Annotated in this window: 13 protein-coding genes; 9 read left to right on the top strand and 4 right to left on the bottom strand. The window is 61.9% G+C overall.

Going from position 1 to position 14372, the window contains the following annotated elements; genetic code table 11:
• Positions 1 to 15 precede the first annotated feature (15 nt).
• Positions 16 to 624 carry a TasA family protein gene (locus ACIQTW_RS10275; RefSeq protein ID WP_402936708.1) on the bottom strand — a complete coding sequence of 203 codons (609 nt, stop codon included), beginning with the start codon at positions 622 to 624 and terminating at the stop codon, positions 16 to 18.
• A gap of 110 nt (positions 625 to 734) precedes the next feature.
• Between ACIQTW_RS10275 and ACIQTW_RS10270 the strand changes: the two genes are divergently transcribed.
• Positions 735 to 947 carry a hypothetical protein gene (locus ACIQTW_RS10270; protein WP_402936707.1) on the top strand — a complete coding sequence of 71 codons (213 nt, stop codon included), beginning with the start codon at positions 735 to 737 and terminating at the stop codon, positions 945 to 947.
• A gap of 78 nt (positions 948 to 1025) precedes the next feature.
• Here the strand turns inward: ACIQTW_RS10270 and ACIQTW_RS10265 are convergent, their stop codons facing one another.
• Positions 1026 to 2597 (bottom strand): metallophosphoesterase, encoded by a 1572-nt coding sequence (locus tag ACIQTW_RS10265; RefSeq protein WP_402936706.1) that lies wholly within the window; start codon positions 2595 to 2597, stop codon positions 1026 to 1028.
• Positions 2598 to 2996: 399 nt separating this feature from the next.
• On the opposite strand from ACIQTW_RS10265, the gene ACIQTW_RS10260 reads away from it, so the two are divergent.
• A complete protein-coding gene (locus ACIQTW_RS10260; protein WP_402936969.1) occupies positions 2997 to 3452 on the top strand; it encodes an iron chaperone in 456 nt (151 codons plus the stop codon).
• 10 nt (positions 3453 to 3462) lie between these two features.
• Here ACIQTW_RS10260 and ACIQTW_RS10255 read toward each other — a convergent pair whose 3' ends face one another.
• Together ACIQTW_RS10255 and ACIQTW_RS10250 are read right to left on the bottom strand one after the other, a co-directional pair.
• Positions 3463 to 4599, bottom strand: coding sequence for an AI-2E family transporter (locus ACIQTW_RS10255; protein ID WP_402936705.1), 1137 nt, complete (start codon positions 4597 to 4599; stop codon positions 3463 to 3465).
• 392 nt (positions 4600 to 4991) lie between these two features.
• The gene (locus ACIQTW_RS10250; RefSeq protein WP_402936704.1) at positions 4992 to 6464 is read right to left on the bottom strand and encodes an aminotransferase class I/II-fold pyridoxal phosphate-dependent enzyme; all 1473 of its coding nucleotides are present in this window, start codon (positions 6462 to 6464) and stop codon (positions 4992 to 4994) included.
• Between the two features lie 101 nt (positions 6465 to 6565).
• On the opposite strand from ACIQTW_RS10250, the gene ACIQTW_RS10245 reads away from it, so the two are divergent.
• The 7 genes from ACIQTW_RS10245 to ACIQTW_RS10215 all read left to right on the top strand — a co-directional run bounded on the left by ACIQTW_RS10245 (position 6566) and on the right by ACIQTW_RS10215 (position 14324).
• Positions 6566 to 7966: a M20/M25/M40 family metallo-hydrolase gene (locus tag ACIQTW_RS10245; RefSeq protein ID WP_402936703.1), complete on the top strand. Its 1401-nt coding sequence runs from the start codon at positions 6566 to 6568 to the stop codon at positions 7964 to 7966.
• A gap of 24 nt (positions 7967 to 7990) precedes the next feature.
• Positions 7991 to 9058 carry a saccharopine dehydrogenase gene (locus ACIQTW_RS10240; RefSeq protein ID WP_402936702.1) on the top strand — a complete coding sequence of 356 codons (1068 nt, stop codon included), beginning with the start codon at positions 7991 to 7993 and terminating at the stop codon, positions 9056 to 9058.
• On the top strand, positions 9055 to 9669 hold the full coding sequence (locus ACIQTW_RS10235) for a TetR/AcrR family transcriptional regulator (protein WP_402936701.1): 615 nt from the start codon (positions 9055 to 9057) through the stop codon (positions 9667 to 9669). The genes ACIQTW_RS10240 and ACIQTW_RS10235 overlap by 4 nt, the downstream gene beginning before the upstream one ends.
• Complete coding sequence (locus ACIQTW_RS10230) at positions 9666 to 10922, top strand: alpha-L-fucosidase (RefSeq protein WP_402936700.1); 1257 nt, start codon at positions 9666 to 9668, stop codon at positions 10920 to 10922. The genes ACIQTW_RS10235 and ACIQTW_RS10230 overlap by 4 nt, the downstream gene beginning before the upstream one ends.
• A gap of 86 nt (positions 10923 to 11008) precedes the next feature.
• Positions 11009 to 12379 (top strand): HNH endonuclease, encoded by a 1371-nt coding sequence (locus ACIQTW_RS10225; RefSeq protein WP_402936699.1) that lies wholly within the window; start codon positions 11009 to 11011, stop codon positions 12377 to 12379.
• Positions 12380 to 12807: 428 nt separating this feature from the next.
• Positions 12808 to 13362, top strand: coding sequence for an RNA polymerase sigma factor (locus ACIQTW_RS10220; RefSeq protein WP_402936698.1), 555 nt, complete (start codon positions 12808 to 12810; stop codon positions 13360 to 13362).
• Positions 13359 to 14324 (top strand): hypothetical protein, encoded by a 966-nt coding sequence (locus ACIQTW_RS10215; protein ID WP_402936697.1) that lies wholly within the window; start codon positions 13359 to 13361, stop codon positions 14322 to 14324. The genes ACIQTW_RS10220 and ACIQTW_RS10215 overlap by 4 nt, the downstream gene beginning before the upstream one ends.
• Positions 14325 to 14372 lie beyond the last annotated feature (48 nt).

Below are 14372 nucleotides of genomic sequence, written 5' to 3'. Positions count from 1 at the left end.
GTTGTGTTGCTGTGTTTAGTTGGTGGTTTCGGTGCGTTGGGTGCCGGTGAAGGCGAAGGCGATGGTGGAGGTGGCGCCTTGGAAGTCGTTGTTCGCGGTGGCGGGGAACGCGGTGGTGACTTTGAGGTTGTCGGTTTTGGCCGAGGTCAGGGAGGTGAGGTTGTTCAGGACTTTGTTCGCGGCGATCACCGGTGAGGACGCGACCACGGTGGTTTTGGTGCCCGTGCAGCTGTAGGGGGCTGCGGCGCCGGTCCAGGCGACGGAGCAGTTTTCGATGGTCAGTTGCAGGCCGTTGGTGGCGTCGGTGGTGAGCAGGGATGCGGTGGTCCCGGCGGAGGTGGTGAGGGTGACGTTGTTCAGGTCCGAGTTGCCGGTGTTGGCCAAGGTGACGAGTTTTTCGACCTTGTCGCCCGGGAGCAGGCCTGCGACGGGGACGTTGAGGGTATTGGCCGGGCCGGGGGCGCCGAGGGCGATGGTGACGGTCCCGGCGGTGACTGCCTGGGAGGCGGAGGTGGAGGAGGTGAACGCGCCGTAGGTGCCCATGCCGGCCACTGCGGCTGCGGTGCCGACCAGTGCGACCGAGGCGAGGATTTTGCCGGAGGTGGTCTTGAGGCTGATGGCCATCTGAGTATGGTCCTTTCGGGAGGCCACCGCGGGTCCGGCCGGCCGTTCATTTTCCAGCCTCTCTGGCTGACAAGAACTACTGTGCCGGGCCCGGATCAAGAACAAATCCTGTGTTCGGTCAACAATTCCTCAAGAAAACCTCAAGACTTTTGCACCGTCTTCCCGCGCCTGCCCGGGACATTCCCGTTTACCTGCAACTCTGGCGTGATGGAAGGCTTCCGCTGGAGTTGCTGCCCACCGACACCAAACCCTTGGCAGAGATCAACGAAGGCCTCGATGCGCTTACCGAGGGGCGTGTGGTGCGAAGGCTTGTCGTAGCGTGATGACCCTTGAGGGCCTGAGCACGTTGAAATGCCGTGCTCAGGCCCTCTCGGCTGGGGAACCGGTGCGGCCAGGTTGGGCTACGCAATGACCCTGACGGTCGCCTGGGAATTATTGCCCTGGGCGTCGACCGCTATGACTTCCGCTCGGAAACTCGAACCATCCCGTTTGACAGGCAGAGGTACGTCCAGCACGGATGGTGCAGGGACCACATCAAAGCGATTAGCGAGCTTGGTGTCCAGGATCGGGTCGTTGCTTCCTTCGCGCGTCACACGAATCTTGTAGTGGTGCACCATCTCGTCGTCAGCCGCCTGGTTGATGCGCAACGTTAGATTTCCATCCTCTCCGGGCACGGCCGCCAGCGGTTGACCGTTGGGCCACGTTGGGCCGGATGTGTTGCGGTTCGCGTCCGTGTAGGTGAACGTCTCAACAATCTTGTTGCTGTCCCCGCGAGTGCTTACTTCCCACGCCTCACCAGCGAGCGTGCCATCGGACAGGTACGGCGGCTGCCAGTTAGCGGACCAGTTGCCGTCGGTGTAAATGTCATGGAGATCGGCATTGAAATTGATGCGGTTGATGACTGTGCGGCCGGGGTAGACCTCGACGGCAACGGCCTGTGCTGTGGGGGTTTCGAAACGGTTGGCCAGTTGACCCTCAGCCGTGAGCATTTGATAGCCGTGGTCGATCTCAATGTACGACGAGCTGGAGTCATTTACTGCAGTAAATGTCTTTTGGTGGATGGACCGGGGGTCGTTCAAGTTGAGGTGCGAGTGGCCGGAGAAGTAGATCGCGTGAGGAAAAGCTGAAAGGTCCTGGGCTAGTCGTGGATTGCTGGTCTGCTGACCGTCCATAACGGTTCCCGGAGTGGGTCGGTGACCCTGGATGATGACCGGTAGGTCCCGGTATGCCGGGTCGGCAGTGATGCCAGTCAGTTGCTCCCGCAGCCATGCGCCCTGTTGGGTGGAGTAGTTCTCCGTGTTGACGGTGATCATGGGAACTCCGTTGACTTCGGCGCGGTAGTAACCGCCACCGGAGTCCGGGAACCATTCTTTCGGGTACCCGGCGCGGAGCTCGGCCAGCGTTGCGTCATGGTTTCCGTACGACATAAAGACCTGGGTGTCACCCATGCCCTTCCGCTCGAGATTCTCGGCGAAGATTCTCTGCACTATTTTGTGGTCCTGGCCGCGGCCGTTCCAATTGTCGTTGATCATGTCGCCGTTGGAAAGGATGGCATCGGGGGTGCCAAGCACGTTCTTTATGGTGTCGAAATAGGATGCCCAACGCTTTCGATCGCCCTCGTAGTCGCCAACGTGTACATCGGACATGATCATGAATCGGGCTATGGGTTGTTCGCCCTTCCTGATGAGGTAGCCCTCGCTGGAGACAGCTCCGGGCTGATCTCCCTTGAAGGCCCGGGCCGTGAGATTCATGTCCTCGGTGATCTGGATCGGCTTGCCGGCAAAAGTAGGGCTGGCCTTCGTAGGGATGGTTCCGTCCGTCGTGTAACGGATGGTCTCTCCCGGGGCTGCGTTCAACCGGACCGACACTGATTCTTCGTGGCGTCCACCGTCGACGCTGAATGTCGGAGCCTCAGGCATGTCGTGCGGCGATGCCACTGCCGGCGGGGCCAGTGACAGCAAAGCAACAGCCATTAGGGCAGACATTCCTGCGAGGCGAGTCGCACTAGAGGGGTTTCTATGATTGGCAGTGTCTTGATCAGGCATTGATGCTCCGTAAGCCCATGCCGTGCGGGTGCCCGGCTAATTGGTGGTTGTGGTCCTCCCAAGGATTTAGCGGATGGGTATATGCAAGCCGAACCGACGATGAACAGTAATCATGTGTGTGGCGAAGGTTGTATGTACAGGTTTTTCGCTTGCGAGGCATGACCTAGTGCCGTTTCACCTCTGGATTCAGCTACCTTCATCGCGGGGTTGTCGATACTAGTCCCATGCTCGTCAGTCAGATCGAGCAGTTTCGGAGAAGCTGCCCGGGCTGCCGAGCCCTATCGTTGGGGTATCCGCATGAAATCCAGCAGAGAAGAGGGGCCTGCCATGGCTGAGACCGGAACAACTGACAAAGCGAAGTCCTACGACGGCTTCACTGAAGAAGAGCGCGCCGCAATGAAGGAGCGCGCACAGGAACTCAAGAAGGCGCCACGCAAGAAGGCGTCCAAAGCCGACGGCGAGGCTGACGTTATGGCCAAGATCGCTGAGATGCCTGAATCGGACAAGCTTATGGCCGAGCGCCTCCACGCAATCGTCAAGGAGCACGCCCCGGAGCTCACGCCCAAAACCTGGTACGGCATGCCGGCATACGCCAGGGACGGGAAGAACATTGTCTTCTTCCAGAGCTCACATAAGTTCAAGGCACGGTACGCCACCCTGGGCTTTGAAGAGAACGCGAAGCTGGACGACGGAGCCATGTGGCCCACGTCCTTCGCCCTCACGGAAATCACGCCTGAGGTAGAGTCCAGGATCGTCGAGCTCATCAAGAAAGCACTGGGATAGGGCAGCGCTCCTACGTCGGTTGGCTGTTGGCGGGCGGGAGATCAGGATTCATGGGTTCAAGGTCCGGGTCTTCCGCCGTCCAGACTTGAATGATGGCCCACGTGACGGCCGCAATGGGGACCGCCAACACGGCGCCGATGATGCCCGCGAGGATGGTGCCTGCTGTCAAGGCCATCAGGATGACCAGCGCGTGGAGCTCCAGGGATTTGCCCATGACGATCGGTTGGAGGAGGTCGCCTTCGAGCTGGTTGACTGCGATCACCACGATGATCACGATCAGTGCCACTAAGGGGCCGTTGGCCACGAGTGCCACCAGGGCGGCCAAAATTCCGGCCACTGTGGCACCTACCAGGGGGATGAACGCGCCGATGAACACGATGATGGCCAGGGGGATGGCGAGCGGAACCTGCAGGATGAGCAGGGCAGCGCCGATGGCCACCGTGTCCACCAGCGCCACAATGGCCGTTCCCCGGACGTAGCCACCCAGGACCTCCATGGTCCGCTTGCCGACGCGGCGAAGCTTGGCTTCGCGCGTTCCCTTGAAGGGCCGCAGGAAGAATTCCCAGATTTTGGCGCCGTCCTTGAGGAAGAAGAACAGGATGACAACCACCAGGCTGGCGCCGGCCAGGAACTCGGTGACCACCGACAACCCTGTCACTGCGCCGGACCGTACTTGGCTGCTCTGGGCAAACTCCACCACCGCTTCGCGGGCCTGGTTCATCTGCTCCCGGTCAATGGGGAAGGGGCCGGTCAGCAGGAAGTTCTCGAGTTCGTCCAGCCCTTGCGCTGCCTGGCTTATCAGTTCGTCCCATTGGCTGCGCACTGACAGCACGATGACAGTGATAACTCCGCCGAGCACTATTAATAGCCCCAGGAATGCGACGCCGGTGGCCAAGCCGCCGCGCCATCCGCGACGTCGCAGCATATTCACGAAGGGGCCGATGGCGGCGGCAAGGATCAGCGCGATGAGTACCGGAATGACCAGTAGTCGAATTTGCAGCAGCCCGAAGATTGCCACCACTGTCAGGGTAAGGACCAGCAGTATCTGGCTTGCCCGGATGGCCGTCCGGCCCAATGAGTCTTTCCAGAGATCGGGTTTGTATTGCCTGCGGACGGTTACGGGCGCTGTTTGTTTGGACGACGTCATGATGGCTCCTGTTCGTTCGCATCGGGTCAAGCCGACGTGATCAAACATAAGCCTACTGACTATTTTGCTGGCGTGGCGACGTGCCGGGTTGAAATGACCGGCTAGTGAGTCGGATCCGGATGCGGCGGAACCGGTCCGGGATCAGGAACCGGAGATGGACCCGGGGTGGGATTCGGGTCCGGAATAGGGCTCGGCGGGAAGGGTGTGGTGGGATCCGGCGGCGGTGGGACAGGTCCGGGATCCGGGGGAAACGGCTCGGGCTCGTGGGTTGGAGGCAGTGTCATGTCTCTCCTTTGCGTACTCAGGGTATTGCTCCGGCAGATACCAGCAGCCTACTCCCGCTTTCTTGTCAGCCACAGGGCCGACGTCCTGACGGCGCGCGGATATGGTGGTTACTTGTCCCGCTGATGCGCCACCACCCTGATGGTTTTGACTGATGGGTCTGCCGGATCCGGAAGAACCATCCCTGCTGCAGAACCCGTGCGCAGGTAATCAACCACAGCCGCGTTGATTTTTTCACCGGGCAGGATTGCTGGAACGCCTGGAGGGTACGGTGTGATCTGTTCTGCAGCAATGCGGCCAGCCGCTTCTTCGGCCGGCACGTTTTCCACGGGACCAAAAAAGGCATCCCGGGGGAGCACTACGGTGTCCATTTCCAAATCTTCCGGCTCCGGTATTTGGACCTTTGATGGCTCAGGCATCTGTGGAGCGGCATCGATGAGTTGCCGCAGACCCGTCAACAAGCGCTGGCTGGTTTCTTCGTCGTCGGACTGGGACAGTGTTGCCTCGATGCGTCGATGGTCATTGAGACCGACGTCGATTCGGCAGTTGGTTCGCAGCCAGTCCGCGGCCTGGTACCCGCTGATGCCTAGCCGTGCCACATCTATCAGGATGTGCAGGGGATCAAAATCGTGCGACGCCTCGGCCCGGATCAGCTCCGGCCCCAGGACGTGGAGCCCATCCATGCCATCGATGTCGGCCCGCACGCTATCTGCAAGGGTCAATGCCTTTTCCAGCAGGCCCCGTCCTTCCTGCAACATGTGCCTACGCCACCCATCAATTGCCGCATAAATCATTACGTTGGCGCTGGTGGTGGAGAGCAAGTCTGCGCACTGGCTGAGTCGAATCGGATCCACCAGGTCTCCCTGGAGGTGGTAGATGGACCCCTGTTCGAACCCCATACCCATCTTGTGGACACTGACCACGCAGATGTCGGCGCCGGCGTCCATCGCCCAGGTCGGGAGTCGATCATGGAACGGCAAATGCGCGCCCCAGGCCTCATCAATGATGAGCGGCTTTCCGCGAGAGTGGCAGATTTCGGCGATCTTCTGAATGTCGGCACACGTACCGTAAGGGGTGGGGCTCGTGATGAGCGCTGCAGCGGCATCCGGATAGCGCTGCCACATCTTCTCCACCTCTTCAGGGGACGGAGGATGGGCGATGTGCAGCTCGCGGTCCCACTGTGGGCGTATCCAGCGCGGCTGCAGCCCGGACAGGATGATTCCGGCCACTACGGACTTGTGTGCGTCGCGCCCAATCAGCAGGTCGCCGTTGCCTTTGGTCACGGCCAGGATGGACGCCTTGACTGAGAGGGAACTGCCGCAGGTTGAAAAGAATGCCTTGTCAGCCCCCACGGCATCGGCCATGAGCTCCTCGGCCTTGCTGAGGTATCCACCGGAGGACTTGCGATCGTCCAAACCTGCAGTGGAAAGTACATCGGAGCGAAAGGGGTCGGAGCCCATAACCTCCAAGGTCCGGGAATCGGCGCCCCGTCCCTGACGATGGCCTGGCGGGGTGAAGCCATATCGGTTGAGCCGGTGATACTCGGCCAAGGCGTCCAGTAGTGGCGCTTCATTATGGTCCATGGTGTCCTCCATTCCTCACAGCGAGGAAAATAAGTAAACTTACAAACCGTTCATCGAACTCTCCTTTTTTCGTACCCCGAAAGGCGAAAGGTGAATCAGTCGTGACCCTCCAGCAGAAATTGCCGCGACCCGCTGTCGATGCAATCGCCGCAGCGGTGGACTGGAATATGGCCTCATGCATTGAGGCGCTCATGGATTTGGTCAAGATACCGGGAGTGGCATGGCCAGGCTTTGACCGGGAGCCGTTGGAGCTGAGCGCCGCCCATGTTCGCGAACTCTTCCTCGAAGCTGGTTTTCCTGATGCACGTATCGTCCGTGGCTTCGGGGATGGAGGCGTGCCCGGTGCGCCCGCCGTATTGGCTCAACGGCCTGCAGCACCTGGATTTCCTACGGTCTTGCTCTATGCCCACCATGATGTGCAACCTGCCGGTCCAAACGAAGCCTGGTGGACGCCGCCCTTTGTGCCGGTTGAGCGCGGTGATCGACTGTTCGGGCGTGGCGTAGCCGATAACAAGGCCGGAATCATCATGCACCTCGCCGCCGTCAAAGCGATGGACGCGGTACTCGGGTCGGGGCACGGTCTCGGCCTCTGCATTTTCATTGAGGGAGAGGAAGAAGCGGGATCGCCAACCCTTGCCGGGATATTCGAGGACCAAGGGAGTGAGCTTCGTGCACAGGCAGCCATCGTGGCGGATTCCGGGAGCTGGGGGGTCGGAACGCCTGCGCTCACAACGAGCCTGCGGGGCTTGGTGGACGGCATCATCCGGGTTCGAGTCCTTGATCGTGCCCTGCATTCCGGAACCTATGGCGGCCCGGTGCTGGATGCGTTGACCGTGTTGGCGAAGCTCATGGCCAGCTTCCACGATGACGACGGGGCTGTTGCGGTAGAGGGTTTGGTTTCAACTTCCGGAAACGGGCTGGATATGGATCAGGACGTGTTCAGGCATGACGCAGGCGTTCTCGCAGGGGTGGAGCTGGCGGGCAACGGGTCACTCACTTCCCGGCTATGGACTAAACTCGCGCTCTCCTTCGTGGGTTTGGACGCCCAACCCATAGCCACGGCGGGGAATGTTCTGCTACCGGAAGCCTCCGTGAAGTTCAGCCTTCGGCTGCCCCCGGGGAGCGACCCCAACCAAGCGATGGAAGCAGTCAGGCGGCACGCGGCGCAGCACACCCCCTTCGGGGCGGAGGTGACGTTCTCTCCGGGAACGCGGAGCAAGCCCTTCACGGTGGCTCCCGATGATCCCATGATTCAGTCAGCCCTCTGGTCCTTGGAGACAGCCTGGGGGGCCCGCGCCGTCAAGATGGGGGTCGGTGGGTCCATACCGTTTGCCGCGGCGCTCGCGGAACAGCAGCCGGACTGTTCCATCCTCATCACCGGGGCGGAAGACCCCGATTCCCGTGCCCACGGTGCCAACGAATCGGTGCACCTCGGCGAACTCAGGAACGCGATATTAGCGGAAGCACTCTTTCTGGCGCAGTTGCATGTGCGATTTTTCTAGGTCATATGACCTAGAATCAAACTTATGAACGACTTCCTCGAACTCGATACCACCGGTCCCGTGCTGATCGTCGGCGGCTACGGCACCGTCGGAACGGCACTAACGCGCCTCGCGGCACCAGATTGGCCCTTGCTGCTGACGGGGAGGAACCCTGATCGCGGCAGCCATTTGATCAGCGGCAAGATTCCCGGCCAGCAACAAAACGTTTCAGTGCAGAAGTGGGACCTCAACCAGGCGGAGCCGTTTGCCGCCAAGGTCAGGGCAGTCATCAGCGCTGTCAACGATCCGGATGACAGGGTGCTCCGTGCTGCCGTCGGAGCCGGAATTCCGTATGTTGACGTCACCCGTTGGACCAGCCGCGTCACCCGGGCAGTCACGCAGGCCACCCTCCTACGGCCAACTGCTCCTGTACTGCTTAGCTCGGGCTGGATGGGCGGGGTCACCAACATCGTCGCAGCAGCATTGGCCGAGGACGCGGGCGGCGGGGACACGATCGACGTCGCCATCCGTTACGACATCAATGACCAGGCCGGTGTCGATTCAGTGGACTTCATGGACCGGCTGGGACTGGACTTCGAAGTACGCAAAGGCGGTCAGGCCGTCGTCGTGCGCCCCCTGACTGACACGCGCTGGGTGGACATCGCCGGCCGCCGTACCAAGGTGGCGCGGCTCGACACCCCGGAACAGTTCACTTTGCCTTTGGCTATCGGAGCGGGATCGGTAGCAACCCGGATTGGGTTTAGTTCCAATGCGTCCACGACGGCGTTGCTCGCCGCGCGTGCGGTGGGACTGTTCCGCTGGGGTAGCGGGGAACGGTGGGCGCCGCTGCGTCGCTCGTTACTGTATTCACCCGGCTCAGGTGGAACAGCACATATTCGCATTGATGTGAAAGGTCCGGCCGGAACGCGAACTGCGGTTATTTCCGATCCGCAAGGCCAGGCACATCTCACCGCGCTGGGTGGGCTGCTGGGGCTGCGCACAGTCCTCGCAGAAGGCGCGAGGGTCGGAGTTTCCTTCCCCGAATCCGCACCGGATCCGGCATCCCGGCTCGCGGAACTTGAATCACACGGTGTGACAATATTGAGGTCATGACCGAAAGCAAGGGCGCCCTGCGAAAGGCGGCGCTCCTTGACGCTGCAGAAGAAGTCTTGGTCACCAAGGGCAACGCCAACGCGGCAATGCGCGATTTCGCCGCCGCCGCGGGTGTCCGGATCGGGCACTTGCAGCACTACTTTCCTACGCGGGCAGACCTGATCCGGGCCGTCCTTGAGCGAAGCCTGGAGCGCTCGTTGCAGCGGCTTGCGGAGGAGTCCGGGCTGGACCTTGGTGCAAGCCAGGTCGAAAGCCTGACCCGGGATGATTCGCGTCGGCTCTTGACGGCGCTGCTGCATGAACATTCGGCCCTTGAGGACGTGAAGATGCACGTGGAGATCTGGGCGTTGGCCTCCGCAGATCAGCAGGCGGCAAGTGCGCTGAGGAGCTTCTATACGCAGTACTCAGCTCATGTTGCCGGCGTTGTGCGGCGCGGGAGGCCGGAGTTACCGGAGCCGGAACTTCACGGTGTGGCAGCCGCGATCGTGAGCCTCTTTGAGGGGGCGGCTGTGACACGCTCGGACATCGCGGGCTTGCGAACTGGGCCGGGCGACGACGCCATCATCCGCACGGCACAGTGGTTGATTCACGGACAGGAGCCCGCCCAGTGAATCAGATTGAGCCCACTCCGGCCCAGCTCCGGTGGCAGCAGCTGGAGTTCGGCATCTTTGTCCACTTTGGCATCAACACCTTTGCCGGCAAGGAGTGGAGCGACGGCAGCATTCCGGCGTCGGGGTTCAACCCGACAGAACTCGACGCCGGCAGCTGGGTCCGCACGGCGAAAGAGGCGGGCGCGAGGTACCTGATCCTGACCGCCAAGCACCACGACGGATTCTGTCTTTGGCCGACGGCAACCACTGACTATTCAGTTAAATCCGCGCCGTGGCGGGGCGGGGAAGGGGACGTTGTCCGCGAGGTCGCGGACGCCTGTGCTGAGCAGGGGATCGGGCTGGGACTCTACCTGTCCCCGTGGGACCGGAACGCTGATTGTTATGGCGATCCCGCCGCTTACGACGACTTTTACGTCCGGCAACTCACGGAACTCTGCGCGGGCTACGGTCCGCTCATGGAATTGTGGTTCGACGGCGCAGGCTCGGTGGGTCGTGAATATGACTGGGACCGGATCATCGCTGTTGTTAAGGAACACCAGCCCGACGCCATGATCTTCAACATGGGCCAGCCCACCATTCGCTGGGTAGGTAATGAGAACGGACTGGCGTCTGATCCCGTGGATTACGTTGTGGACCGCACCTCCGACACCCAATACACGGACTCCAGCTCCGGGTTGCATGCCGAACACTACTTGCCCCCGGAGTGCGATGTGTCCATCCGTCGCGGCTGGTTCTGGCATCCGGACGACCAACCGAAATCCGTGGAGCACCTGCTCGCCATCTATTACCAATCGGTGGGAATGGGCGCGAACCTCCTCCTGAACCTCCCTCCTGATACCCGTGGACTCATTCCTGACGAGGATTCCGCGAGGCTCAAGGCGTGGAAAGCTGAGTTGGATCGTCGTCTCTCCGGCGCTGTGGAAGCGTCGGTTGAAAATCACGACGGCGGAGCGACCCTGAGTTTCCCGGTTCCGGTTACGTTCAACCATCTGGAGCTGGTGGAGGACCTACTGTCCGGACAGCGGATCACACGACATGTGGTGTCCACTGATGGCGTCGATTTTATTGACGGGATGACTGTGGGTAACCGGCGGATCCACCAGCTGCCGGCTATTACTTCATCAGAACTGCACGTGAAGATCACGGGCGCCGGCGGACGGCTGGTCTCAGCGCGGGTTTATGGCGGCGCGTTGGAGGCTGGAGTACCGGCGATCCCCGAAGGCTACGAAGCCCCAACGGACGCACCGGAATAGATCTCCGTTCGCTCCTGTACCCCCAAATTGCCGTGGCCGCTTGCCGGGCGGCTAATAATGTCGGTGCCTGCTGTCAGAGTTAGGGCATGGAGCGATTTGGGGAGAGGCAAGTGGGCGCGGTGGTGGCGGATGCGCTTGTTGCTGCCTCGTCTCACGGCCTGCCGCCCCGGGTCCCTGCGCCGCCCGGCGCGGTTCCGGCCAACACCGTGAGTGGGGATTTGATCGAGCAGTTGCGGGTGCTGGAGGAGATGAAGTCGGCCATTACGGCTTTGCAGGCGCGGGTTGCTGTGGCTTTTGATCTTGCCCAGCGTGCCGAGCAGGCCGAGGCGGGTGTTCCAGCGGCGGAGCGGGGGCAGGGTGTGGGTGCGCAGGTGGCGTTGGCGAGGCGGGAGTCGCCGAATCGTGGGTCCCGGTTGCTGGGTTTGGCGAAGGCCCTTGTGCTGGAGATGCCGCGGACGCTGGCGGCTTTGAAGTCGGGGCAGTTGAATGAGTGGCGGGCCACGCTGCTGGTGAAGGAGACGGCGTGTTTGTCTGTTGAGGACCGGTGCGCGGTGGATGAGGAGCTCGCCGCCGATACCGGGACTTTTGATGGTGCAGGGGATAAGGCGATCGTTGCGGCGGTGAAGGCTGCCGCGTATCGGCGTGATCCGCGGTCGGTGGCGGGGCGTGCCAGCCGTGCGGCCGCTGAGCGGATGGTGAGCCTGCGTCCGGCGCCGGACACGATGACGTACCTGACCGCGTTGCTGCCGGTGGCCCAGGGGGTGGCTGTTTACGCAGCTCTCTGCCGCGCGGCTGATTCGGCCCGTTCCAGCGGTGATGCGGGGTCAGGCGGGGTTGTCCCGACCCGGGGTCAGGTCATGGCCGATACTTTGGTTGAACGCGTCACGGGTACACCCGGCGGGGTTTCGGGGATCAACCTGGACCTTGTCATGACCGACCGCACCCTCTTCCAAGGCGACAGCGAACCGGCCCGGCTAAAGGGCTACGGAATCGTCCCGGCCGAATGGGCAAGGGAACTTCTCGGTTCGGGGCAAGCCGGCCCAGATCACGCGAGAACGGCGGGTACAGAGTTCTCTGTCTGGCTTCGGCGGCTCTACACCGCGCCGGCCAGTGGCGAGCTGTTGAGCATGGACTCCAAAGCGCGGCTCTTCCCGACGAGGCTCCGTCGTTTCATCGCAACCCGCGACGATACCTGCCGCACGCCGTACTGCGATGCGCCCATCCGGCATATTGACCATGTGCTTCCGTGGCGTTCCGGAGGGACAACACACCTCACCAACGGTGCAGGGCTGTGCGAGGCGTGCAACCACACCAAGGAAATCCCCGGCTGGGCCAGCAAAACCGTACATGCCGACGTGCACGGGGGGACGCACACCCTGGAAATCAGCACCCCCACCGGACACAGCTATCAATCAAAAGCCCCACCCCTGCCCGGACACCGCCCGTCCAGAACGTAGAAAACTCATCTAGCCTTTTCCGCGGACGCCCGAGTGCTGCCCGCCGAAGCCTGATGCTGCCTGCCCTGGGGCTTGTTGCTGCCCGCTCGGAGACTCATTTCTGCCGACCTCGATGGGCCTGCAAAAAATTTCTGAAAAAAGTTCGTACCCCGCGTAACCCTTTGGTGTGCCGCGGCGATTACGTCTTTGAAAGGGCCGAGCTGGAATTTGTCCCCCATCATGTTCCAGCTCGGTTCTTCCTTGTCCCGGGGGCGTTTGATCTCCAGGGAGGTCTCGAAAAGTTTGGTCTCCGGGGAGTTTGTCGGGATAGCGGGTCCTTCTACGGGAGGGCGCGGAGAGCAGTTACCCTTGGTGGGGTCGTCCGTTGGTGACAAGGCGGACGTCCAGGCCCAAGCAACGGACCTGCCGCCGATCGAAAGCCTCCTTCTGTGACCGACGCATTGACCGATGAAGCGCTACATGCACTCAAGGGCAATAACGCGGAACTGTTCGGCGCCGTCTACCAGACGTTTGCCGGCCAGGTTCTCGGCTATCTGACGGCCAAAGGTGTGCCAGACCCGGAAGCAATCACCCAGGACGTGTTCCTGGCAGTTTTGCCCCGACTGGATGACATCAGCGGCGGAGTTCACGGCCTCCGGACCTTCATTTTCTCGGTGGCCCATGCCCGTATGGTGGATGAGCATCGGAAGCAAAGCAGGGCCCCTGAATATCACGAGTTTGACCCGGAGCGGGATACTCGGGAAGTGAGTTCCGCGGAGGCGGAAGCCATGGTTCTTTTGGCGCCCAAAGAGGTGATGAACCTTCTGGACTATCTTGGTGACGACCAGCGGGAGGTTTTGACACTTCGAATCGTGGCAGGCCTGACCGTTGAGCAGGTTGCCGAGATCATGGGGAAATCCGACGGGGCAGTGAAACAGCTGCAGCGGCGGGCACTTATTACGCTCCGTGAGCACTCGGCAGTAAAGGAATACGTGTCGCCATGACGTACAGGGATAGTGAACGCGAAGCAACCGTGGACGAGCTGCTGCTCGATGCCGATGCCGCCAACGGCACAGGTGTCGAGGCCACTGGTGTCGACGCCACGTCCGGCGTCCGTCAGGCGCTCCTCTCCTTGGGTTCCTTCGCCAACCTTCCAGCGCCAACTCCGGGTGCGGAGCTTTCCGCCATGCTGGCTGGTCCGCACGATGAAGTCTCCAAACGTCGCTGGAGGCACAAGCACCGCACCGCCGTAGTGAGCGTAGCCGTGGTGGCAGCGATGGGTCTGGGCGTCAGTGGTGTTGCCGCAGCGAGTTCCGGCTTCACCCGGAACCCTTCCTTTATTGATGAACTTCTGGGCAACGTCCGGCCCCAGTCCGTGGCCGCGTCTCCCGTCCTCCCGGTTCCCGATGCCCCCCGCGTCAGCACGGAACCTGCTCCGGTTGTGGATCCTGCGGCGGTTCCGTCGGTCCCTGCCACTCCATCCATACCCGTGCCAGGCCGCACAGCACCAGACGAAACTCCCGCGCAGGCGCAGGCACAGGCACAGGCACAGGCGCCGGCGCAGGGACAGGACGTGCTCGCGGCCCCCGGTCCCGCCAGTGGCGGGGAAAAGCCTGCTTCTGCCGGCCGCGCCCAGGGCGACTCAAGGCAGGGCGCCCCAATGCCGGGCGACTCCACGACGGGCCATGCCACGCCGGGCAGTGCCACGCCGAACCTTGCCATGCCGAATCTTGCCACGCCGAACCTGCAAACAAAGCCCGCCCCAACAAAGGCGGAGAAGCAGCAATCCGCTAAGCCTGATGCGTCACTTCGAGGGGCCGGGAAGCCTGGGCATGCTTTGCCGGGAGCGGGCGGCATCAAGCCCGGAAACGTTCCTCCCGTTCCGGGCAAGCAACGGACTGACGAGCAGTTAAGGACGGCGGCGGACAAGTGGAAGCAGTGGCTTAAGCAGGCCGACAGTCGCTAGGAAAGGACAGCCTCCTAAAGGAGAACCACGCCTCACGTGCAGAATATT

The sequence above is a fragment of the Paenarthrobacter sp. NPDC090517 genome (assembly GCF_044769165.1).
In the GTDB taxonomy this organism is placed as follows: domain Bacteria; phylum Actinomycetota; class Actinomycetes; order Actinomycetales; family Micrococcaceae; genus Arthrobacter.
This window is presented reverse-complemented; position numbering and strand designations above follow the sequence as displayed.

Bases quoted from the DNA above. Each gene is read 5' to 3' on its own strand.
- ACIQTW_RS10240 (WP_402936702.1), top strand. From the start codon at position 7,991: ATGAACGACTTCCTCGAACTCGATACCACCGGTCCCGTGCTGATCGTC.
- ACIQTW_RS10255 (WP_402936705.1), bottom strand. From the start codon at position 4,599: ATGACGTCGTCCAAACAAACAGCGCCCGTAACCGTCCGCAGGCAATAC.
- ACIQTW_RS10225 (WP_402936699.1), top strand. From the start codon at position 11,009: ATGGAGCGATTTGGGGAGAGGCAAGTGGGCGCGGTGGTGGCGGATGCG.
- ACIQTW_RS10265 (WP_402936706.1), bottom strand. From the start codon at position 2,597: ATGGCTGTTGCTTTGCTGTCACTGGCCCCGCCGGCAGTGGCATCGCCG.
- ACIQTW_RS10260 (WP_402936969.1), top strand. From the start codon at position 2,997: ATGGCTGAGACCGGAACAACTGACAAAGCGAAGTCCTACGACGGCTTC.
- ACIQTW_RS10235 (WP_402936701.1), top strand. From the start codon at position 9,055: ATGACCGAAAGCAAGGGCGCCCTGCGAAAGGCGGCGCTCCTTGACGCT.
- ACIQTW_RS10250 (WP_402936704.1), bottom strand. From the start codon at position 6,464: ATGGACCATAATGAAGCGCCACTACTGGACGCCTTGGCCGAGTATCAC.
- ACIQTW_RS10215 (WP_402936697.1), top strand. From the start codon at position 13,359: ATGACGTACAGGGATAGTGAACGCGAAGCAACCGTGGACGAGCTGCTG.
- ACIQTW_RS10275 (WP_402936708.1), bottom strand. From the start codon at position 624: ATGGCCATCAGCCTCAAGACCACCTCCGGCAAAATCCTCGCCTCGGTC.